The organism is Allonocardiopsis opalescens, assembly GCF_003002095.1.
Taxonomy (GTDB): domain Bacteria; phylum Actinomycetota; class Actinomycetes; order Streptosporangiales; family Streptosporangiaceae; genus Allonocardiopsis; species Allonocardiopsis opalescens.
In genome coordinates this window covers 218722-240548 of record NZ_PVZC01000005.1, presented here as the reverse complement: position 1 = coordinate 240548, position 21827 = coordinate 218722, and the positions used below count along the sequence as shown (strand labels likewise).

Below are 21827 nucleotides of genomic sequence, written 5' to 3'. Positions count from 1 at the left end.
GGCCCGCCAGGGACTGAACACAAGGATGAGTGGCACATGGCCAACGGGTTCGGCCGAGGCGACAGCGCGGCAGCGGCAAGCGTAAGACCAGAGGCGTCCTGGACCGGTGACGTGATAGCGGACCGCTTCTGGAAGTTCTACCGCGAGGAAACGAGCACTCGAGCCATCACCCGCCTCCAGTTCGTGGAGCACGTCGGCTATCTGCTGTTCCTCAAGCTGGACCACGAGCGCGCTCAGAGAGCAGGCCGCTTCGCGCAGCAGCCCGTAGCGCCCGTTGGCGCCTGGCCGGATCTGGCTCTGCTCAGCGGTGACGCCCTGCACACCGGGTTCACCAAGCTCTTGAACGATCTTGGTGACCAGCAACTCTCCGGCCATCCCGACCGCGAGACCGCGAGCGTCGTCTTCCGTGACGCCCAGCCCTGGGACCTCGACCGCATGGCCGAGCTCAACAAACTGATCGTCGAGCGGATCGACCCCTACCGATGGCTGGCCGTTCCCCAGACCGAGTTGGGCCGTGCCTTCTCACGGATGCTCCGGGACTGCCGCGACGACATCGACCTCAAGATCGAGACCGGTCAGACCCTCACACCCCTCCCGGTCCTGAACGCCATCACCAAGGTGCTCGGCGTGGGCCCCGAGGACATCGTGATCGATCCTGCGTGCGGTACGGGCACGACGCTCATCGCCGCGTACTATGCAATGCTCGCCGCGAACCGTCAGCTGCCGCCGACCGCCCTCGCGGGCGCCGACCTCGACGCGCAGATGTGCCGGCTCGCCATGCTGAACATCCTCCTGCACACCGGCCGTCCGTTCGCCGATCCTGCCCCCGTTCGGCTCGCGGACACCCTCAAGCGCAAGACCCCGGTGGCCCGCGCCGAGTCTTCTGCGCCCACCGTGGCGATCTGCAACCCGCCGTTCAAGAGCAACGGCGTCCAGCCCGACGCCACCATGCGCGATGACTTCTGGGCGTACGGGGACTTTCCCACCAACTTCCTCCAGCACCTGGCTATCACCCTGCCGCAGGGTGCGCGGGCGGCGGTGTTCGTGCCGGACGGAGTCCTCTTCGGCGGCGGTGCGGCGGTCACCGTACGTCAGAACCTGCTGAGGAACTGCGATGTCCACACCCTTCTTCGACTTCCGACCGGGCTGTTCCACCGCAAGGGCGTGAAGTCGAACATCCTCTTCTTCACGAAGTCCGCGCCCAAGCCGAGCGGTGAACCCGCAACCCAGCACCTGTGGGTGTACGACGCCCGGACGGGCAACCACCACACCGACACCGGCAATCCGGTCGCCGAGGCCGACTTCGACGACTTCGTCGCCTCTTGCCTTCCGGAGAAGGGCTTCACCGCACGGACCGAGTCGAGACGTTTCCGCCGCTACCCGGTGGCGGAACTCCTCGCTCGCCCGAAGACGAGCCTCGACCTCAAGGCCCATCTGGCTCCGGAACTGGACGACTTCGGCTCCCCCAAGGAAATCGCCTTGGAAGTGGCGGATCGGCTCGAGGAGGCAGCCGCCCACTTCCGCCAGGTCGCAGAGGCGCTGCCCGAACAGTGAACGCAACGATCGGGCGCTTCCGGTACAAGTCCGGCGGCCCCGGTCGTCGCCACCCCTTCCTGCGTCATTACCGGTCTGCCCCGTTCCACCTGAGCGTCGTGGCGCCGGGGGTGCGATTCGAAGCGGAGCAGCCGGATCTCTCGGCGCTCAGAGCCGTGCCCGCTTACTACGCCGAGTTCTCTTCCCCCGCCTCTCCTTCGTCCGTGATTCGCTGCCAGACCCCCTCAGCGATCTCCACCAAGGTGCCCTCGCCCGGAACTTTCCACTGCTTGGGGCCCTGAACCGCGCTCCACTGCTCCTTCCAGTCGGCCGCGTTCCACATCTGGGCGACCAGTCCCGTCGGCGAGTACCGCTTGCCGTCGGCCTCCCAGAGGATGGGGGTCCTTCGGTCGTTCACCCAACTCGCCCGGCGACGGCGGGGGTCCTCGTCGAGCCATGCGCCGATGGCCAGCTCCTCCACGGTGGTGGGGGCGTATACGAGGGGCGTGCCGTCGCTGATGGCCTCGTGGTCGACGAGTATGCGGACCGTCTGGGGCCGCCGTTGCCGCCTCCGCTTCGTGCCCGCCATGAGGGCCTTGAGGTTCATGGGGGAATCCGGACCGGTGCCGCGTTCGAGAACCCCCAGAACCGCGGCGACCAGTCGCGCGCAGCGCTCCTCGTTGGCGAAGGTGCTCGTGACGTAACTCTTGTTCGTGAAAAGGGTGTCCACCATGGTGATGAGGCAGGGAAGCACGGCGCGTACCTGATCGGGTACGTCGGCGAGCACTGCGGCCCACTCGTCATCCGGCTCGTCGAACCGCTCTCTGCCGATCCGCTGGAAAACCAAATGGGCCACCAGCAGTGCTCCACTGTCCACGATGGCGGCCGGGCGTCCGCTGAATTTTGCTCGTAGTTCTGTCAGTCGGTCTCGCACCAGCCTGAAGACCTGCACCGCACGCCAAATCTGCTGGGCGGCTGGCTGCTGGCCGAAGAGCATGGTGTAGGCGCCTCCCGGGCCTTCCGCCCACAGCGCGTTCGTGGAGCCCTTGACCCGCACGGCGAGCGACGGGTCCCGGTGCATGCACGCCAGGGCCGTGGCCGCCTCTGTTACCGAGCAGCCCGACTCGGGGGCAGGGTCCAGTTCGCCCCGCCGGAAGACGTACTCCTTGTCGAGGGAGAGACGGAAGTCCTTCTGGATCTCACTCTGGACGGCGTCGATGGCGATGAAGTCCCGGCGCTCCATGTGGTTCTGCGTGTTGGTGGCATTAGTGATGGAGTTTCCGAAGCCCTCCGGTGCTCCCTCCAGGGAGATGATTCGTACCAGGACATACGCCTCCACGACGGCGTCGGGGTTTCTCTCGTACGCCCGGAAGGCGGAGGTCACCGTCTGAGCACCGTTGACCACGCTGGCGTTGTGCAGGGTGAGGGTGGTGGGATGGCCGACCGCTCTCTTGGCGTAATACCCCTGCTCGATCTTGTCGCACTGTACCGTGATGCCATTGTGGCGGTAGAGGAATCCTTCCGGGTCCTCCAGCATCGACTCCACCATGGTCTGGTTGACCCCGGTGAGCCCCAGTGACTTTCGGACATTGCGGTGGTAGAGGCGTTCGCCGTGTCCCTCGTTATTGCCCTTGCCGCCGTACCAGCGCGCGAGCTGATCAGCGCTGATCTCACCAATCACTGCCTTGTACGGATTTTCGCGGCTGTACCATTCGCGGTCCATGGTCGCCTCGAGAGTGATCGGCTGCGGCTCCAGGTCCTCCCGGATCGCTCGGTGGAAGTCACTCTGGTCCAGCACCCGGTACTCCACGGTGCGTCCGCGTCCGCCGAACTCCTCGGCCGCCTCGTTCAGGATCTTGCGGGTCTCCCGGGAGAGATGACCGTCCCCCATGAGTGCGACGACCAGGTTCACCTTGCACGTAGGCAGCCTGAGGACGCCGTGCACGCGATCCGCGAGCAACTGCAAGCGCTCGTTGAAGTGGTCGAGATCACGGTTGTCGAGCTTCTTCAGCCCATGGACCAACTTGAGCGCCGCTCCCGTGTCGAATCCGGCCGTACCCTTGTCCTTCCACTTGGCCTGGATCAGCCAGAGTTCGGACCCTGAGGCGGAGAACGCGACGCAGTCGATACCGAAGTCGTCCCGGCCGTCGATCACCCACGCCGCCGCTTCGTCTGAGGTGCAGTCAGCGAGGATTCGGGCGGCCTTCGCGGACATGGCCCTTGACAGCAATGCCGTCTCGCGCTCCTTGGGATCCTTCTTTTCGAAATCGTCCATGGAGATCCGGCCTTCGAACTCGCGCAGCAGAGCCCTCCTGATGTGCTGCACCTCGAGGGGCATCCCTGGCGCGCCGTTACCCATCCGCTCTCCCAACGACCGCTCCCGACAGAACTGCTCAGACTATCGAAACAGAGCGTGCCAGCCTCGTATGAGGATTGCAGCCCTATAAAGCCTTCCGCTACATGGTTTTGGCGATAGGTGCTGGAAGACGCTTCACGAAGACGAGCGCACGATCAAGTGCACCTCCGCTCACGCCTCGCTCCCACACGTGGCTTCACAAGGTCGCACCTGCTGAGCCTGCAAGGCGTAGGTACATCAAAGCCCCGGGTCAGATGCCATCTGACCCGGGGCTTTGCGGAGCCGCCTAAGGGAATCGAACCCTTGACCTACGCATTACGAGTGCGTCGCTCTGGCCGACTGAGCTAAGGCGGCGGGTGCTCGCGGACGGGCCGCGAGGCTCTATGAGTCTAGCGCAGCGGGCATACGCTCGGACCCTAGTGGATCGGGGGTTCGGGCGCATCCGGATTGCGGGGCGGGCGGGTCGGCCGCCCTGGTGGCCGGCGGGTCAGCCGCCCCAGCAGACGGTGCTCTCGGAGGGGACCTCCAGGTCGATGAGGTAGGTGTCGACGACCTGGTCGATGCAGCTGTCGCCCATCATGTAGCCGGTGTGGCCGTCGCCGTCGCGGGTGAGGAGGACGCCGGACTCCAGCTGCTCGGCGAGGGCCTCGGCCCAGACGTAGGGGGTGGCGGAGTCGCGGGTGGTGCCGACGACGAGGATGGGGGCGGCGCCCGCGCCGGTGAGGACGGGGGGCTCGGCCGGGCCCTCGACGGGCCAGTAGGCGCAGGGCAGCGAGCCCCACACCACGTCGGCGCCGAACAGGGGGGCCGCCTCCTCGGCCTCCTCGGCGGCCTCCTCGAAGGCGTCGGTCTCGCGCGGGGTGGGGTAGTCCAGGCAGTTCACGGCGTAGAGCATCGAGGTGGAGTTGGTGTACGCCTCCTCGTCCTCGCGCTCGTACAGGGCGTCGACCAGGGCCTGCATGCGGGTGCCGTTGCCCTCCTCGGCGACGTCGGTCAGGCCCTGGTTGAGCTGGGTCCAGCTGTCGGGGCTGTAGAGGGCGGCGAGCACGCCCTCCAGGACGACCTCGGAGTCGATGGGCTCGCCGCCGGCCTTGTTGTTCTCCAGGTCCTCGCCCTCGACGCTCTCGACCAGCTCGGTGAGGTTGGCGCGCGCCTCCTCCACCGTGACGCCGGTGCCCAGCGGGCAGTCGTCCTTGACGACGCAGGTGGCGGCGTAGGCGTCGAAGGCCGTCTCGAAGCCCTCGGCCTGCTCGATGGCGACCTCCAGCGCGTCCAGCTGGGGGTCGACGGCGCCGTCCAGCACCAGCGCGCGGGCGCGGTCGGGGAAGAGTTCGGCGTAGTAGGCGCCGATGTAGGTGCCGTAGGAGGCGCCCATGTAGCTCAGCTGCTCGTCGCCGAGCAGGGCGCGCAGCACGTCGAGGTCGCGGGCGACGTCGTCGGTGCCGACGTGGCCGAGCAGCGGGCCGGCGTTGGCCTCGCAGGCCTCGGCGAAGGCGCGGCTGTCGGCCTCCAGCTCCGCCATCTCGTCGCCGCCGTCGGACTCGAAGAAGACCTCGTCCATCTCATCGGCGGACATGCACGACAGCGGGGTGCTCTGGCCGACGCCGCGGGGGTCGAAGCCGACGATGTCGAAGCGCTGCTGCAGCCCGGCCGAGGTGACCAGCCGGGCGGCCGCGGCGTACTCGATGCCGGAGCCACCGGGGCCGCCGGGGTTGAGGACCAGCGAGCCGATGCGCTCTGAGGGCTCCGCGGCCGGCAGCCGGTTCACCGCGATCTCGACGCGGTCGCCGTCGGGCGCCTCGTAGTCCATCGGCACCTCGAAGGTGGCGCACTGGAAGCCGTCGCCGCAGTCCTCCCAGGCCAGCTCCTGGCCGTAGAACTCGGCCAGCTCGGGGGTGCCGCCCAGCAGGTCGGAGGCCGACGCCTCCGGCTCGGAGCCGTTGGCGGAGCTGCAGGCCGCGAGCATGGCAAGCGCGAGCAGAGCGGCGGCGGGAGCGGCTGGGCGCATCGGAATCCTTCGTACGACGTGCGGACGACCTCGGCCATCATCCCGCATCATCGCATTAGCGCAGGAAGCGACACGAAGCAGCGGGACGGGACGGGGCCGGCCGGAGCGGGACGGCCGAAGATTGGACGCGGCGGAGCGTCATTCCGTGCCGCCGTCACCGCCCGGATCCCGGTGGGCCTTCTCATAGGACTGCCGGGGGCCGCACACCTCGGCCCTGGAGCACACGCAGCGGCGCCCTCCGTCGTTGAGGCGCACCACCAGCGAGTCGGACGGGACCTTGTGGCCGACCACGGTGCCCTCGCCCTCGGGGGTCGAGACCCGGCTGCCGGTGCGCGGCGCCGTGGCCTTGAACTCCTGGTAGAGCGGGTGCTCGTACTTCAGGCAGCACATCAGCCGCCCGCACGCGCCCGCGATGCGCATGGGGTTGACGGGAAGGTCCTGGTCCTTGGCCATCCGCACCGAGACGGGCTCGAAGTCGCGCAGGAAGGTGGCGCAGCACAGGTCGCGGCCGCACGGCCCGATGCCGCCCTGCAGCCGCGCCTCGTCGCGCGGGCCCACCTGGCGCAGTTCGACGCGGGCGTGCAGCGCGCGGGCCAGTTCGCGGACCAGGGCGCGGAAGTCGACCCGGTCGGGCGCGGAGAAGAAGACGGTGAAGCTGCCGGCGCGGTCGAGGTAGTCGACGCCGACCACCTTCATGGGCAGGCCGTGGCGCCGGATGAGCCGCTTGGACACGGACCTGGCCTCGGCCCGGCGGGCGCGGTTGCGTTCGTCGCGGGCGAGGTCGCCGTCGCCGGCGAGCCCGGCGCAGACGGGTAAGCCGTCGACGTCGTCGCTCACCCACTGCGGCGCCCAGACGCACTCGGCCACCTCGGGCCCGGACTCGGTGGGCACCAGCACCTTGTCGCCGACGCGGGGGGCGGTCGAGCCGGGGTCGAGGTAGTACAGCCGGCCGTAGCGTTCGAAGCTGACCGCCATCATCATGCCCATCGGGACAGCGTAACCGCCGGCGCCGTGAGAAACGGGACAGGACGGACGCGCCCTTCCTCCTTCAGGGCACGACCGGCCTGACATCGTTGTCAAGGCGACGCGCGGAGCGCGACGGCTACGGTTTCACAACGGTCCGTCACGCCCATGGTCGAAGCCGACACCCTCTGTGCACGATGCCAGCGGGAGCCCGCGCGCCAGCGGCTCCCGCCACAGAAAGGGGCTTGCGGTGATCCTTCGACCCCGTTCCTACTTCGGCTGGGGCCCGTCCGGCGCCGACTACGCGAACCCGCGCTCCGGCCTCGTCGTCCACTACAACGGACCCGCCACCGACCTCGACGGCCACGACGAGTGCGTCGCCTACTGGAAGCGCATCCGCTCCGACCACATCAACGGCAACGGGTGGGCGGACGTGGGGTACTGCGTCGACGAGGAGACCGAGATCCTCACCGCCGCCGGGTGGCGTACGTTCCGGCAGATCGAGCCGGGGGACCCCGTCCTCACCCTCGACCACGAGACGGGCATGTCGGAGTGGCAGCCCCTGCTGGCGGTGAACGTCTTCCCCGCGATGCCGCGCGAACTGGTCCTGATGGAGGGCTCCGGCCACTCCTCCCTGACGACCCCGAACCACCGCTGGCCGGTGGAGCGCTTCTACCGGAAGACCGGAACCGAACGCCGGCACGAGGCGGACGGCACCGGGGCGGCCACCGGAGCCGCACCGCTCAGCGTCCAGGGCAGGGAACGCCGATGGGCCACCACCGGGACCCTCACGTACCGGGACAGGGTGCCGCTGGCCGCCCCCCGCGCCGATCTCCCGACCGAGCAGAAGTGGTCGGACGCGCTGGTCGAACTGGTGGCCTGGTTCTGGACCGAGGGGCACATCGAGCCGCAGAGCGGGAGCCGCGAGGCGAGCACAGGGGTGACGATCTACCAGCCCCTCGTGCGGAACCCGGCCGACACCGACCGCATCCGGGCCGCCCTGCACGTCCTCTTCGGCCCGCCATCCGACCGCTTCCCCCGTACGGGTTCCGGCACGGACGGCGCGCCGCGGTGGCGTGAGGCGCACAACCGCCACTCGGCCGAGTTCCACCTGTCCGTCGACGCCGGCCGGGTCCTGCTGGAACACGCGCCGGGCCGGGTGCCGAGCCATGCGTTCCTGTTGTCCCTCACGAAGGCGCAGCTCGAACTGTTCATCGCGGTCTCACTGCTGGGCGGCGGGCACAACCACCGCACGAACGACTCCCGGGCGCTCAGCCGGAAGGACCGGTCGGCCGCGGAGGCGTTCCAGTTCGCCGCCACGGTCGCCGGCTACGCGACATCACTGCGCCGCAGGCCGCCCACCGCGTCGACCGCCTACGACATGTGGAAGGTGGAGCTGAGGCGCAAGTCCTACTTCGCTCCGAAGCCGGCGGCCGCCGCCCCGAGGTCGGCGTTCTCCATCGGTACGCGGACCTACGCCGGGCACATCTGGTGCCCGACCACCCCGAACGCCACTTGGCTGGCCCGGCGCAAGGGGACGGTCTACTTCACCGGCAACAGCTTCTCCGCCTGCCGCCACGGCGAGGTCTTCACCGGCCGCGGACTCAACCGGTACCAGGCGGCGCAGGGGACGACCTCGGGGAACGCGAACTGGTACTCCGTCACGCTGATGCTCGGCGGCAGCGAGCGGCCGACGGACGAGCAGGTGCGGGGGGTGCGCGACCTGCGGGCCTATCTGATGGACCGCGGGGTGGCGGGGGCGGTGCGCGGGCACCGCGACTTCATCGCCACCGAGTGCCCGGGCGACGTGCTGTACGCGCTGGTCGAGAACGGCGGCTTCCGAGGCGAGGGGGACGGCTCGGTGGGCGGCGGGGAGGACCCGGGTGAGCCGGGCGGTGACGGCATCCCCGCCTGGCCCGGTGTGTACCTGTCGCAGCCGCCGGTGCGCGAGTCCGACGCGGCCCGCACCTGGCAGCGGCGGATGCGCGACCGGGGTTGGACCATCGTCGCCGACGGGCGGTACGGGCCCGATTCCGAGCGGGTCTGCCGCGCGTTCCAGGCGGAGAAGGGGCTCGCGGTCGACGGGGTGGTCGGACCGGAGACCTGGCGGGCCGCCTGGACGGCGCCCGTCACCTGAGCGGTCCGGCCCGGGCGCCGCGGCTACCGGCCGTTGCGGCGGGCGATGGCGGGCTGGACGAACCAGGCCCAGGCGGCGAACAGGGCGATGACTCCGGCGGTGGCGACGGCCAGCCAGTTGTGGAACAGGAAGTCGGTGACCAGCAGGGTGGCGGCGGTCATCGAGACGGCGAGGGCGGCCCCTCCGGCGATGGCGTAGTGGTTGGAGCGGCGGACCAGCTGGTCCTTGAGGCCCTGGCGGAACAGGATGCGGTGCTGGGCGGCGGGGGTGATGTAGCAGACCGAGGCGATGGCGGCGCCGACGAGCGAGACGTAGAACAGCCAGTGGCTGGTGCTGGTGACGTCCTCGAAGCGCTCGGAGAAGGGCACGGTGAGCAGGAAGGCGAACAGGACCTGGACGCCGGTGACGGCCACCCTCGCGGCCTGGAGGAGTTCGGCGAAGTTGCGGTCGACGCGCTGCTTCTCGCTCTCCTCGCCGTTCGTGCCGGACTGCGACGGCGTCTCGGCCATCTGTCTCCTCCTGGGTCGGGTACTCCACGGGTTACCGAACCTGGACGGGACGAAACGCCGATACCGGGCGCTGCCGGCGGCGGAAGCGGCCGGACGCGGGTCCGCCCGGGCCCACCGGGCCCGGGCGGACGGCCGCGGCTCAGGGCCGCTCGGGCCCGGGCGGCGGAGAGTCCGCGCCGCCGTCGGCGGGCGGCGGCCCGTCGGGCAGCGAGCCGGCGCCCGAACCGGGGTCGGCGTCGTCCGCGACGGGGGAGACCTCCAGCTGGAAGTCGGTGCCGTAGGTGGTGGCGCCGCTGATCACCGCCGCCTCGACCACCTCCGAGCCCTTCGCGCCGCGCAGCACCACGGGGTCGCTGCGCAGGTCGCGGTAGAGTGCGACGCACAGCAGCACCATCACCACGGTGAACGGCGCCGCGACGATGATCGTGATCTGCTGGAGGCCGCTGAGCGCGGTATCGCCGCCGACCAGCAGCATGACCGCGGCGACCGCGCCGATCAGCACACCCCAGGTGATGACGAAGGGGCGCTGCGGCGAGATGCTGCCGCGCTGCGAGAGGGTGCCCATCACGATCGAGGCGGAGTCGGCGCCGGTGACGAAGAAGATGGCGACCAGCACGATGACCAGCACGCTCACCGCGACGTCCCACGGGAAGGCCTGGAGCATGGTGAACAGCTGCGCCTCGGGGCTGTCGGCCAGGGCGCCCAGGTTCGCCCCGCCCTGCTCCAGCCTGATGCCGGTGCCGCCGAAGATGACGAACCAGATCAGGCTGACCAGGCTGGGCACCAGCAGCAAACCCGCGACGAACTGCCGGATGGTGCGGCCGCGGCTGATGCGGGCGATGAACATGCCGACGAAGGGCGTCCAGGAGATCCACCAGGCCCAGTAGAAGACGGTCCAGGTGGCGAGCCATTCGGCCGTCTCCTGCCCGCCGAAGGCCTCGGTGCGCCCCGCCATCGGCACCAGCTCGTTGAGGTAGCTGGCGATCGTGGTTGGCACCAGGTTCAGCAGGAAGATCGAGGGGCCGACCACGAAGATGAAGATCAGGAAGACCACCATCAGCACCATGTTGATGTTGGACAGCCACTGGATGCCGCGGGCGATCCCCGACACCGCCGAGGCGACGAAGGCGAGCGTGAGCACGGCGATGACGGTCACCAGCACGGGGATGCTCACCTCGGGCACCCAGCCCAGCTGCTCGAAGCCGCCGACGATCTGCAGCGCGCCCAGGCCGAGCGAGGTGGCCGAGCCGAACAGGGTGGCGAAGATCGCCATCACGTCGATGGCCTTCCCGGCCGTGCCGCGCACGTTCTTCGCGCCGAACAGCGGCGCGAAGGCCGAGCTGATCAGCTGGCGCCGGCCGCGCCGGAAGGTGCCGTAGGCGATGGCCAGGCCCACCACCGCGTAGATCGCCCAGGGGTGCAGCGCCCAGTGGAACAGGGTGGTGCCCAGCGCCGTCTCCACGCGCAGCGCCTCGGTGGAGACGTCGGAGCCGGGCGGCGGGGAGGTGTAGTGCGCGATCGGCTCGTTGACGCCGTAGAACATCAGGCCGATGCCCATGCCGGTGGCGAACATCATCGCGATCCACGAGAAGGTGCGGAACTCCGGCTCCTCGTCGTCGCGGCCCAACCGGATCTTGCCGAAGCGGCTGAAGGCGATCCACAGCGCGAAGACCACGAAGCCCGACGCGGCCAGCACGAAGGCCCAGCCGCCGTTGTGCACCAGCCAGCCGAGGATGGCCGAGGAGACGGCCGCCAGGCTTTCGGCGCTGGACATGCCCCAGACCACGAAGGCGAGGGCCGCGGCGGCCGCGGTGCCGAAGACGGCCCAGTCCGTGCGCGGCCTGCGCTCGGCCGTCTGCGCCGGCGGCTCGTAGAGCATGTCGGCCACGTCGTCGTCGGCGGCGGGCGGGGGAGCGGCCGACGCGGGCAGCCGGCCTTCGTCGTCGGGGAGCGAGCCGTTGGCGGGCGTCAGGTGGACGGGACCGGGGTCTTTGTCTGGCACGGGTCGTCGACGCCGTCGGCGTCTTCCCCCTTTCGTCGGCGCGCACCGGCCGCGCGGCCGGTGCCGGGGATGATCGAATTGCAGCGGCTTACCCGGCTTCGGGTACTTGGAACGTCCCGCCCGCGGCTGTTATCGAATCAATACTGACAGTCATCCGCTGTGCCGTCCGGCAGCGCCGCGTCGCCAGGGGCCGGCGCGGCCGGCTCCGCGCGTCCGCCCCGGTGGTTAGCCCGCAGACAGTGGGTATCTGAGTCAGGTGAAAAGTAACGATCTTGAGGGCCGACGCGCCCTGCGAAGGAGTCGCCGGACATGAGCCTGAACCTGGACGAGGCGGCACGCCAGCTGGAGCTCGCCATCCACGACGCGCGGGTGTCGTTCGACTGCATCGCGCTGGACGAGCTGGAGCGCGCGCACACCAACGCGATCACGGCGCGCGCCGCGGTGGACGCCGCGGAGAACGCCATCAGGGTGGCGCTTGAGGAGCAGCAGGCCGAGAGCGGCGCGGGCGCGTCGGGGAGGCCCGCCGCGGAGTGAGGCGCGCCGCCGGGCGCCGGGCGCGACGAGGCCGGGAACAGAATCGAACATCCGTTCGATTCTGTTCTATTCTTGGGGCATGCCCGAGCAGCTTCCGCCCGAATGGCCCGAAGGGGTGCATCCCCCCGGTTCCGAGACCTTCGAACGCAGCGCCGTGCAGTGGCTGCTCGACCGGCTCCCGGCCGACTACCGCGTGCACGGCCTGCTGCGGCGCCATCCCGTCATCCTGGCCCGGATCGCCCGCGACCACACCGCGGCCGCGCTCGAAGCGGCCCGCGCGGGATACCGCACCGCCCGGGTCGACCTGCGCGACGCCGTCCCGGTGCACGCCGTGGAGCAGCTGATGCGGCTCTACGCCGAGGAGGGCGAGCGGATGGCGGCGGTGCTGCGCGGCATCGAGCTGATCCGGCGGGGGCTGGCCGGGCGGCCCCTGGCCCCGTCGGGTCAGCGCGAGCGGGCGTAGACCGCCACCGCCGGCTCGGCGCCGGCGTTCAGCAGTTCGTGCCGCCGCCCGGAGCCGAGCACCCGGGTGCGGCCGCGCGCCGCCGCCCTGATGTCCAGCAGGCGCCCGTCCAGGGAGCTCGCGATCAGGTGGCCGCGCCCCGACACGATGCGCAGCGCCCCGGGCGGCACCGCGACCACCTGGTCGGAGGGCACCACCAGCGCGCGCACCTCCCAGCCGTCGCCGCGCAGCACGACCGGATGGCCGGTTCCGAGCTCGCCGGCGCCGGACAGGGCGGCGGCCGCCCGCTCGGCGGCCTCGGCGAGCAGCCCGTAGGTCGGCCGGGCGGCGGCCGGGCACGGGCAGAGCCGTTCGTAGCCGCTGGGCCGGCCGGCCAGCACGATGTCGCCGATGGTGGCGAGGTCGTCGGAGCGGACGGCTGCGGTGGTCACGTCGGTGGCCAAGGTGGGGTCCTTCACTGGGCGGCGCCCGCCGGGCCGGAGCGTGCGGCGCGGCGGTGGGCCGGAAGATGGCGGAGCGGCGGCCGGCGCAGGGCCGGCCGGAGAGCGTCCGGGAACGCGGGAACGACCGGCGCGAAGGCGCCGGAGCGAAGACGGGAGGGCGGCGGCTCCGCCGTGGAGAAGGGGCGGGCCGGCTCAGCGGTGCGTCAGCGCACGCGACAACAACACAGGGCGCCGGCCACGGGGCGGCTGCCGAAGTGTGCCTTCCAGGTGGGGAAGGGGTGCGCGTGCATGGCAGCAAGCACACCAACCCCGGTCGGCCGTGTCAAGCCGAACGCCGACTCCGGTGCCCCGCGTGTCCGCGGGACCCGCCCGCGGCGGCCCCGTCGCGACCGGCTCGGCCGGAATCCGGTGTTCGGCCGTTATCCGGTATAGCGTCTGCTTCATGGCGACGCGTGCTCCCCTGACCGTGGTGCTGGTCCACGGCAACTTCCTCGGCCCCTGGTCCTGGGAGCCGGTGGCCGCGATCCTGGCCGGCCGAGGCATGCGCGCGGTGAGCGTCCCGCTGCCCAGCTCCACCGCCTCGGCGGCCGGACCCGGCGGCGACCTCCACGACGACGCCGCGGCGGTGCGCGCGGCGGTCGCCGGGCAGGACGGCCCCGTGGTGCTGTGCGGCCACTCCTACGGCGGAGCCGTCGTCACCGAGGCCGCCGCGGAGGCGGACGGCGCGGTGGCGCACCTGGTCTACTTGGCCGGCGCGGTGCCCGACGCCGGCGAGAGCATGGCCGACCTGGCCCGCGCCGCCTCCCCGCCGGCGGCCGGCGGCGGGGAGGCGGGCGAGTCCGTGCGCGTCCGCGGCGACGGCATGATCGAGCTGCTGCCCGACTCCGCCCGGCACAGGCTCTTCCACGACTGCGACGAGGAGCGGACGCGGGCCGCGCTGGACCGGCTGGTCCCGTCCAATCCGGTCGTCGGCACCCAGCCGCTGCGCGGCGCCGGCTGACGGAGCGTGCCGGCCACCTTCGTGCGCGGCACCCGCGACCGGATGCCGGAGCTGGTCTCGGCCGCATTCCCGATGGCCGAGGCGCGCGTGCTCGAACTGCCCACCGGGCACTGCCCGAATCTGAGCCGTCCCGAGTGGGTGGCCGAGCTGCTGGCCGTACGGGCCGACGAGGCCGCCACGCCGCCGCGCTGACGGCCGCTTCGGCGCCTCGGCAGCGCATACGCGCGATGATCAGCGCCAAAGGCGTTGCGGAGGTTCCGATTCGGTGATGGCATGGCAGGCGGTGGCGCCCGGGTGCGATGTGCGGGCCGCCCGCGCCGCCGCACGGCCTCCGGCCCCCGCCGACGCTCTCGCCGGGGGGCCCGGACGAGCTGACGGGGGTGAGATGAGCGGGCCTACCGGCGCCGACAGCCGGCCCGCCGACGCAGGGGGAGATCCGGTGCGCCCGGGTCCGCGAGGCGAGTGGGGGGCCCGCACGGCGCGGGCGGTGGTGCGGCTGCTGGTGGCGGCCGCCGTCGGCGTGATGGCGGCCGGCTTCCTGGACTGGCGCGCGGGGCTGCTGGTGGGCGGCCTGACCGCGCTCGGATACCTGCTGGTGGCGGTGCTCGGGCCGCGGCTGCCCGCCTCGCCGGGCCAGGCGCGGCTGGTGCGCGCGCTGCGCGCCGCCGGGTACCGCGAGCTGCCGGAGGGGGCCGCGCACCTGCTGCTGGTGGGCCCGGGCGGGGTGTACCACCTGGATCCGCGCTCGTGGCTGCACCAGGTGTCGCGGCGCGGCGGCGAGCTGTGGATCGGCAGCCGGCCCGCCTCGGCCGCGATCGAGCGCGCCGAGCGGCGCGCGGCGCGGCTCACCGCGGCGCTGCGGGCCCGGCTGCCGGAGCTGTGGGAGGCCGGCGTGCCGGAGCGCGGGGCGGACGGGGAGCCGGTGGCCGGCGGGGAGCCCGTGGACGGCGGCGGGCCGGCGGCCGCGGTGGTCGCGGTCATCACGGTCAGCGGGCGGCTGAGCGAGCCGGTGACGCGGGCCGGCGGCGCGGTGGTGGCGAGCCCGCGCGGGGCGGTGCGGTATCTGGCGGAGCGCCCTGAAACGCTCAGCGCCGCTCAGGCCGATCTGATAGCCCGCACCCTGCGGCGGATCGTGCGCCGCCGGCGCTGACGTTCTCCGGCCGTATTCCGGCGACGCCCCCTACTAAACCGAATAGTAATAGGCGCATGTCCGCGCATGTGTCCGCAGAAATGACGGAGAATGCCGTCAATGTCGATTCGGACATTCGTCGAAGTGGCGGTTGAGAAGGCTCTGAACTGCGAAGATGCTTCGTAGTGACCCGCGTTGACCCCGGCGAAATATGGTGCACGGGACGACAAAGCACACGGGTCGCACATCCATTCGGCGGAATGGGTAGTGGCTCGACCCTTAAAAGCTTTAATGTCGTCCGTCATGGACGACCGACTCGTGGTGGGGGCGCTGCGCGGCCAGGATCCCGACGCGTTCACCGTGCTCTATGACGACTATGCCGAGCGCGTGTTCCAGTACTGCTGGTTCCACCTGCGCGACCAGGACGCCGCCCAGGTCGCGGTGCGCGACACCTTCATCGTGGCCCAGGCCCACATCGGCAAGCTGCGCGATCCCAGCCTGTTCCGGCCCTGGCTGTACGCGATCGCCCGCGCCGAGAGCCTGCGCCACCGCGCCCCCGTCGGGGAGCCCGGCGACATCCCCGTCGCCTCCCCCGACCAGGACGACGTCGACCTGCGCGTACTGGCCTGGAACACCGCCGACACGCTCACCGCGCCGGAGCGCGAGGCGATCGAGCTGACCACCCGGCACGCGCTGGAGCCGATCGGGGTCGCCGCCGTGCTCGGGATCCCCGCCCGCGAGGCGCAGGCCCTGCTCCGCCGGGCCAGGGAGAACCTGGAGCGCGCGCTGACCGCGGAGATCCTGGCGCGCAAGGGCGACGACGGCTGCGCCGAACGCGCCGGCCTGCTCGCCGACTGGGACGGCCGGATGGACCGCGCGCTGCGGGAGCGGCTGGCCAGGCACGCCGCCGAATGCGAACCCTGCCGCCGGCACCGCCCGCGCAATGTCTCCGCCACCAAGGTCTTCAGCCTGCTGCCGGTCGCGAGCCGACCCACCGGGCTGCGGGTGCGGGTGATCGGCTGCCTCACCGACCGGCAGCTGAAGGGCTACCGGGGGCACGTCGCCGCGCGGGCGCACTTCGGCCCCGACGGCTTCCCCGCCCAGCGCGCCGCCGAGCGCGGCGTCACCCCGGTGTGGGCGGGACTGCTCGCCGCCGTCAGCGCGGTGGCCGCCGTCGCCCTGGTCTTCCACCAGTTCGGCGGCGGCATCGCCGAGACGGCGACCAGCATCGCGGCCGGCACCTGGTCGGGAGCCCAGCGCACCGACTGGTTCGACGGCGGCGGGCAGGAGGCGGCGGGGAGCGCCGTCCCCGGCTCGGCGGGGGCGTCGGAACGCGGCGCGGACGGACGGCTGTCCGCCGATCCGAGCGCGTCGACGTCCGCACGCGGCCCGGGCGAGCCCTCGGCGCCGCCGCGCGGCGACGGCGCGGGGCCGCCGACGCGCGACCACCAGAGCGACCCGGCGCCGACGAGCGCGTCCGCCACCGGCCCGGGTCCGACCGCGCCCGCTCCCGGACAACTCCGGCTCTCGACCGCTACTCTCTCCCTCGGTACCTCCCAGTCGAGCGGGCGGCTCATCCTCACCGCCGTCGGCGGCCCGGTCGAGTGGACGGTGGGCGGCGCCGGGCCGGCCGTCACGGTGGCCCCGGCCGGCGGCAGCCTCGCCGAGGACCAGCAGGTGACCCTGACCGTCGACGTGGACCGGAACGTGCAGCCGGAGGGCGAAGCCACCCTGAGCTTCGGCCCGGGCGAACACACGGTGCGCCTGACCTGGAGTAGTGAACCGAGCCCTGACCCCACCCACAGCTCCTCCGCAGGCTGAGCCCGAACCCGCCTACACGGTGCTCGGCAACGGCCGGCTGCGGCCCAAGCCGGTCGGCGCGGGGCTGGCCGCCGTGGTGGCGCGCTCGCAGCGGGTGCCGTGGCCGCTGTGGTCGGAGCCGTACCGGCTGGTGGCGCGAGACCTCGGGGAGCTGTGCCGCCTGCAGACCGCACGCGGGCTGACCGCTCTGTCGTGGCTGGCCGCGGGCGCGGCGCCCGACGACACCGAGTGGCTGTACCCCAACCAGCGGCTGAGCGGCGCCCGGCAGGAGTACATGTACGGTGCCGCGGCCGGGCTGGCCGAGCCCGTGCACGGGCTGGTCGCCGCCAACTGGAGGTGGGCGGTGAGCGCCGGCCACGGCGGCCGCGTGGTCGCCCCGTACCTGGCCGGGCAGGCCTACCCCGATGACGGCTACGCCGCCGCTCACGCCGCGATCGCCCTGGCGCAGCTGTGGGAGCGCAACGTCGAACTGCGCCCCGCCCTGGCCGCCGCCTGGGCGGCCACCTGGACCTCCGCCGCCTGGTGCACCGCGGCCGAACCCCACGGCGCCCAGGGCACTCCGATCTCGGTCTTCGCCTACCCGTCGGTGCCCGACCCCCGCCCGCCCGGCCTGCGCCCGTGGATCGCCCGGCTGCTGCGGCTGCGGGCGCGCGACGCCCCGGCCGGCTGAACCGGACGATCAGTGACGAACAGTGACGACGAGGTCGATGGCGGCCCTCGGGGTCCGGAAGGTGGCGGCAGGGTGAAAGCCCAGGTCCCGCAGGGTGTCTTCCCGGTAAGACTCCTATAGCGGGCCTGTCCCGATCCGGCCATCGCATGGCGTGATCGTGACAGTGCGTGCCTATTGTGTGCCCACCCACCCCCTCACCTCGGGAGGACTCATGGCAGGGAAGCACGCGGGCCCCTCGCGCGACACGGAGCCGGCGCCGCCGCCGAAGAAGGAGGGCGGCGGAAAGCACGAGAAGAAGTAGTGACCCTGGAGAGACCGGGCGACGAGCCCGCCGCGATGGCGCCACCGGAGTGGCGGGCGCCGTCGCGGGGGCCGAGCCCTCAGGCGGCGGAGGCGAGGACGCGGTCGAGCGCGCTTCGCCCGGCAGGGCCCCAGCTGGGCTTGCCGCCGGGCAGGCCCTTGTCGCCGGCCTCGCCGATGGCGATGAGGGCGAGGGCGCAGCGCACGGCCCAGCCCCGTGCGCGGCGGATCATCGCCTCGTCGGCCGCGGCGTAGGAGTCGAAGAAGCGCCGGTCCGCGCCCGCCGGCAGCAGCAGCCAGGCGGCGGCGAGATCGGTCGCCGGGTCGCCGGCGCACAGCTCACCGAAGTCGATCACGCCGGACAGCGTGCCGTCGGTGACGACGGCGTTCGCGGGGTGCAGGTCGCCGTGCAGCCACACCGGCGGGCCCGTCCAGGCGGGCGCGGCCAGGGCGTCCTCCCAGACATCGCGGACCCGCGCGGGGAGCGGCCTGCCGGCGAATTCGGGCGCGATGGCGCTGAGCGGGACGCCGCGATCCGAACCGGCGGGCGCGTCGGCGGGCGCGCTGATGTGCAGCGCGCGGAGGAAGGCGGCCAGTGCGTCGGCCGCGTGGGCGCCGCGTGCGACCGGGGCCAGGTCCGCCGGTTCGCCGGGCACCCAGCGCACGACCGTCCAGTTCCGCGGGAAGCGCGCCGAGGGCTCCCCGAGCCGCAGCGGCACCGGGACCGGCAGCGGCAGGCGCCGCGCCAGCGGCGGCAGCCGATGGAACTCCTTGCGCAGCAGCGCCGGGCCGCGCTCCGTGCACGGCATCCGCACCGCCAGGTCGTCGCCGAGCCGCCACAGCAGGTTGTCCCAGCCGCCCGCCACCGGCCGCAGGTCCCGGCCGGCCAGGTCGGGGTGCTGCTCGCGCAGCAGGGCACGCACCAGCTCGGCGTCGATCCCGTCGCGCATGTCGACGACGTCCTGCATGTCCGGGGCTCCGTTCCCGTCCCGCGGCCGATGGGCCGGCCCGCGACGCCCTTAGGGTTCTCGGCATGAGCCTGCCAGTCTGCTACCTCGTCGTTTCGGCGGCCTCCGCTCCGGAGCCGATCACCGATCTGGTGCGGCTGCTCCAGGCCGACGGGTGGCGGGTGGCGGCGCTGTCGACCCCCTTGGGCACCCGCTTCCACGACCCCGGCGAGCTGGAGTCGCTGACCGGGGAGCCGGTGCGGGTCCGGTTCAGGCTGCCGGGCACCGGCGAGAGCCTGCCGCCGCCCGACGCCGTCCTGGCCTGCCCGCTGAGCTTCAACAGCGTCAACAAGTTCGCGCTCGGCCTCGCCGACAACTTCGCCGTCGGTGTGCTGTGCGAGATGGCCGGCTACGGCGTGCCCACGGTCGTCGTGCCGCAGTGCAAGCCGCAGCTCGCCGCCCACCCCGCCTTCCGGCGCAGCCTGGAGACCCTGCGCGCCATGCCGCCGGTCACCGTCCTGCACGACCCCGGGGCCTCCGGCGAACACCGGGCGCCGTCCTGGCGCGAGGTCGTGGCGGCGGTGCGGGCCGCACACGGCGATCGGCCCGCGGGCGGGAGCTGAGTACGCCGCCGCGACGGGTGACAGTGCCGTCGCGGGCGGCGTCGCTGCTGGCCAGAAGCCCGGTGTCAGGAGCGCGGTGGCGCGCCGGTCAGTGCGGCAGCTCGCCGCCGCGGTCGGCCAGGCGCTTGCGGGAGCGGGCGATCTCGGCCTCGGCCTCGGTGCGGCCGACCCAGGTGGCGCCCTCGACCGACTTGCCGGGCTCCAGGTCCTTGTAGACGGTGAAGAAGTGCTGGATCTCCAGCCGGTCGAACTCGGAGATGTGATGAATGTCTCGCATGTGCTCCATGCGGGGGTCGGTCGCCGGTACGCAGAGCACCTTGTCGTCGCCGCCGGCCTCGTCCTTCATCCGGAACATCCCCACGGCCCGGCAGGTGATCAGGCAGCCGGGGAAGGTGGGCTCGTCCAGGATCACCAGCGCGTCGAGCGGGTCGCCGTCGTCACCCAGAGTGTGATCGATGAACCCGTAGTCGTGCGGGTAGCGGGTCGACGTGAACAGCATCCGATCGAGCTTGATCCGACCGGTCTCATGGTCCATCTCGTACTTGTTGCGCTGCCCCTTGGGGATCTCGATGATCACGTCGAATTCCATGGCTTCCTCCACTGGCCCTGCGGCTAGGCTCCTGTAATCAACGGCGCGTCCGACGGCGGTGCAACCGCGCGACGGCGCCAATCCTCCGCAGACACACCGCGCGCGGCGCGGCGGGCAACGCACCTGTCGGCACCACAAGGGTGCCGCACGGCGACACGGAAGGCTGGTGCCGGGTGAGACGAGAACGGGCGCTGGCCCTGGCGGCACTCGCGCTCCTGAACGTGTTCACGATCACCGTCGCGCTGGCGGTGGTGGTCTTCACGCTCACCGACGACACCGCGCCGGTGTGGGAACCGAGTCTGGTCCAGGCCGAACCCGCGCCGGTGTCGGCCGGCTCGGTGTCCGAAGTCGACGCCGGTAGCGTGGCCGACCGCCTCGCCGGGCCGCTCCAGGCCGACGCGCTGGGAACGAGCGTAGCGGCCGTCGTCACCGACACCGCAACCGGATCGGAGCTGTTCGACCACAACGGCGACGCCCAGACGGTGCCCGCGTCCACCACCAAGATCGCCACGGGCGTCGCCGCGCTGAACGCCGTCGGCACCGAGTTCCGGCTGACGACCCGGGTGGTGCAGGGCGCCGGTCCCGAGGAGGTCGTCCTCGTCGGCGGCGGCGACCCCACCCTGAGCCGGTCCACCCACGACGACGGCTACCCGCAGGCCGCCACCCTGGACGACCTCGCCACCGCCACGGCGGCGGCGCTGGAGGCGGCCGGGGTCGGCGCGGTGCGGGTGCGCTACGACACCTCGCTGTACGAGGGGCCCGAGACGGCGCCGGGCTGGCGCGAGGGCTACGTCACCGAGGGCAGCGTGGCGCCCGTCACCGCGCTGATGGTCGACGGCGGCCGCACCGACCCGGCGATCATGTACTCCCCGCGCTACGACGACCCCGCGTCGTCGGCGGCGGAGACCTTCGCCGAACTGCTGCGCGAGGCCGGCCTGGAGGTGGAGGGCGGGGTGGACTCCACCACCGCCCCGGCCGGGGCGCCCGAGCTGGCGGCGGTGCAGTCCGCGCCGGTGGCCAGCCTGGTCGAGGACATGATGACCTCCAGCGACAACAACATCGCCGAGGCGCTGGCCCGCCAGGTGGCGATCGCGCTGGGCGAGCCCGCCTCCTTCGAGGGCGGTGCCGCCGCCATGACGCGGACGCTGGCCGAACTGGGCGTCGGCGAGATGCGGCTGGAGGACGCCAGCGGCCTGTCCAGGAACAACGCGATCAGCGCCCAGACCATGGTGAACACCCTGATGGTCGCCGCCGACCCCGAGCGGCCCGAGCTGAGCTACGCGCTCAGCGGCCTGCCCATCGGTGGCTTCACCGGCACGCTGGACCAGCGGTACGTGGAGGCGCTGGGCGGCCCGGCCGAGGGCGCCGGGGTGGTGCGCGCCAAGACCGGCACCCTGTCGGGCGTGTCGACCCTGGCCGGGCTGGTGCAGACCGACGACGGCCAGTTGCTCGCCTTCGCGTTCATGGCCGACGACACCGCCGGATACGCCCCGCTCGCCCTGGACCAGCTCGCCGCGGCGCTCGCGGAGTGCGGCTGCTCGGCCGGGGGGCCGGCGCCCGAGGGCGGCGCTGAGGAGGAGACGGGGGAGGACCCCAGCTAGGCGTCCGGGGGCGTCTTCCGGAGGGGCGCTCGGCACGGGGCGCCGGAGCGGTTAGCGGAGTTCGGCGGCGGGTGTTGCTCGGTCCGACTTCTGCTGCTCATTCCCCCGCCCACCCAGGGGGCCACCCTCCCCACCATTCTCCCGCGCCGGACGTGCGCCGCGTGAGGGGGCGGGCGGGATCTGTGGACGGAGGCGGCCG

General features: G+C 72.3%; 19 protein-coding genes and 1 tRNA gene. 11 read left to right on the top strand and 9 right to left on the bottom strand.

What is annotated here, in order from left to right:
- Positions 1-36: 36 nt before the first annotated feature.
- Positions 37-1554: an HsdM family class I SAM-dependent methyltransferase gene (locus CLV72_RS18010; RefSeq protein WP_106247616.1), complete on the top strand. Its 1518-nt coding sequence runs from the start codon at positions 37-39 to the stop codon at positions 1552-1554.
- A gap of 166 nt (positions 1555-1720) precedes the next feature.
- On the opposite strand, the gene CLV72_RS18005 is transcribed toward CLV72_RS18010, so the two are convergent.
- The 4 genes from CLV72_RS18005 to CLV72_RS17990 all read right to left on the bottom strand — a co-directional run bounded on the left by CLV72_RS18005 (position 1721) and on the right by CLV72_RS17990 (position 6884).
- The gene (locus CLV72_RS18005) at positions 1721-3892 is read right to left on the bottom strand and encodes an AIPR family protein (protein ID WP_106247614.1); all 2172 of its coding nucleotides are present in this window, start codon (positions 3890-3892) and stop codon (positions 1721-1723) included.
- A 277-nt stretch (positions 3893-4169) separates the two neighbouring features.
- A tRNA-Thr gene (locus CLV72_RS18000) sits at positions 4170-4243 on the bottom strand.
- A gap of 133 nt (positions 4244-4376) precedes the next feature.
- Positions 4377-5897 carry an alpha/beta hydrolase gene (locus CLV72_RS17995; protein ID WP_245930286.1) on the bottom strand — a complete coding sequence of 507 codons (1521 nt, stop codon included), beginning with the start codon at positions 5895-5897 and terminating at the stop codon, positions 4377-4379.
- Positions 5898-6035: 138 nt separating this feature from the next.
- Positions 6036-6884: a PSP1 domain-containing protein gene (locus CLV72_RS17990; protein WP_106247611.1), complete on the bottom strand. Its 849-nt coding sequence runs from the start codon at positions 6882-6884 to the stop codon at positions 6036-6038.
- 226 nt (positions 6885-7110) lie between these two features.
- Here CLV72_RS17990 and CLV72_RS17985 point away from each other — a divergent pair, with 226 nt between their 5' ends.
- Positions 7111-8997 carry a peptidoglycan-binding protein gene (locus tag CLV72_RS17985; protein ID WP_106247609.1) on the top strand — a complete coding sequence of 629 codons (1887 nt, stop codon included), beginning with the start codon at positions 7111-7113 and terminating at the stop codon, positions 8995-8997.
- Between the two features lie 23 nt (positions 8998-9020).
- Here CLV72_RS17985 and CLV72_RS17980 read toward each other — a convergent pair whose 3' ends face one another.
- Both CLV72_RS17980 and CLV72_RS17975 read right to left on the bottom strand, forming a co-directional pair.
- Positions 9021-9506, bottom strand: a complete 486-nt coding sequence (locus CLV72_RS17980; RefSeq protein WP_106247607.1) for a DUF6328 family protein — start codon at positions 9504-9506, stop codon at positions 9021-9023.
- Between the two features lie 139 nt (positions 9507-9645).
- Positions 9646-11508 (bottom strand): BCCT family transporter, encoded by a 1863-nt coding sequence (locus CLV72_RS17975; RefSeq protein ID WP_342755672.1) that lies wholly within the window; start codon positions 11506-11508, stop codon positions 9646-9648.
- 315 nt (positions 11509-11823) lie between these two features.
- Here CLV72_RS17975 and CLV72_RS17970 point away from each other — a divergent pair, with 315 nt between their 5' ends.
- The gene (locus CLV72_RS17970) at positions 11824-12042 is read left to right on the top strand and encodes a hypothetical protein (RefSeq protein ID WP_106248421.1); all 219 of its coding nucleotides are present in this window, start codon (positions 11824-11826) and stop codon (positions 12040-12042) included.
- Positions 12043-12121: 79 nt separating this feature from the next.
- Positions 12122-12505, top strand: a complete 384-nt coding sequence (locus CLV72_RS17965; RefSeq protein WP_106247604.1) for a hypothetical protein — start codon at positions 12122-12124, stop codon at positions 12503-12505.
- Here the strand turns inward: CLV72_RS17965 and CLV72_RS17960 are convergent.
- Positions 12487-12948, bottom strand: a complete 462-nt coding sequence (locus CLV72_RS17960; protein ID WP_106247601.1) for a hypothetical protein — start codon at positions 12946-12948, stop codon at positions 12487-12489. The two genes, CLV72_RS17965 and CLV72_RS17960, sit on opposite strands and share 19 nt — an antisense overlap.
- A 442-nt stretch (positions 12949-13390) precedes the next feature.
- Here CLV72_RS17960 and CLV72_RS32285 point away from each other — a divergent pair, with 442 nt between their 5' ends.
- The 5 genes from CLV72_RS32285 to CLV72_RS31795 all read left to right on the top strand — a co-directional run bounded on the left by CLV72_RS32285 (position 13391) and on the right by CLV72_RS31795 (position 17568).
- The gene (locus tag CLV72_RS32285; RefSeq protein ID WP_170141018.1) at positions 13391-13948 is read left to right on the top strand and encodes an alpha/beta fold hydrolase; all 558 of its coding nucleotides are present in this window, start codon (positions 13391-13393) and stop codon (positions 13946-13948) included.
- A gap of 6 nt (positions 13949-13954) precedes the next feature.
- A complete protein-coding gene (locus CLV72_RS17950) occupies positions 13955-14140 on the top strand; it encodes an alpha/beta fold hydrolase family protein (protein WP_106247595.1) in 186 nt (61 codons plus the stop codon).
- Positions 14141-14387: 247 nt separating this feature from the next.
- Complete coding sequence (locus CLV72_RS32870; RefSeq protein ID WP_106247593.1) at positions 14388-15098, top strand: hypothetical protein; 711 nt, start codon at positions 14388-14390, stop codon at positions 15096-15098.
- 282 nt (positions 15099-15380) lie between these two features.
- Positions 15381-16898 (top strand): hypothetical protein, encoded by a 1518-nt coding sequence (locus CLV72_RS17940; protein WP_146159472.1) that lies wholly within the window; start codon positions 15381-15383, stop codon positions 16896-16898.
- A complete protein-coding gene (locus CLV72_RS31795) occupies positions 16855-17568 on the top strand; it encodes a hypothetical protein (RefSeq protein ID WP_146159471.1) in 714 nt (237 codons plus the stop codon). The genes CLV72_RS17940 and CLV72_RS31795 overlap by 44 nt, the downstream gene beginning before the upstream one ends.
- Before the next feature lie 380 nt (positions 17569-17948).
- Here CLV72_RS31795 and CLV72_RS17935 read toward each other — a convergent pair whose 3' ends face one another.
- Positions 17949-18836 (bottom strand): phosphotransferase, encoded by an 888-nt coding sequence (locus tag CLV72_RS17935; RefSeq protein WP_245930285.1) that lies wholly within the window; start codon positions 18834-18836, stop codon positions 17949-17951.
- A 65-nt stretch (positions 18837-18901) separates the two neighbouring features.
- Between CLV72_RS17935 and CLV72_RS17930 the strand changes: the two genes are divergently transcribed.
- The gene (locus tag CLV72_RS17930) at positions 18902-19438 is read left to right on the top strand and encodes a flavoprotein (RefSeq protein WP_106247588.1); all 537 of its coding nucleotides are present in this window, start codon (positions 18902-18904) and stop codon (positions 19436-19438) included.
- Between the two features lie 88 nt (positions 19439-19526).
- Here CLV72_RS17930 and CLV72_RS17925 read toward each other — a convergent pair whose 3' ends face one another.
- Positions 19527-20027: an inorganic diphosphatase gene (locus CLV72_RS17925; protein ID WP_106247586.1), complete on the bottom strand. Its 501-nt coding sequence runs from the start codon at positions 20025-20027 to the stop codon at positions 19527-19529.
- A 173-nt stretch (positions 20028-20200) separates the two neighbouring features.
- Here CLV72_RS17925 and dacB point away from each other — a divergent pair, with 173 nt between their 5' ends.
- A complete protein-coding gene (gene dacB / locus CLV72_RS17920) occupies positions 20201-21628 on the top strand; it encodes a D-alanyl-D-alanine carboxypeptidase/D-alanyl-D-alanine endopeptidase (protein ID WP_106247583.1) in 1428 nt (475 codons plus the stop codon).
- Positions 21629-21827: the final 199 nt, after the last annotated feature.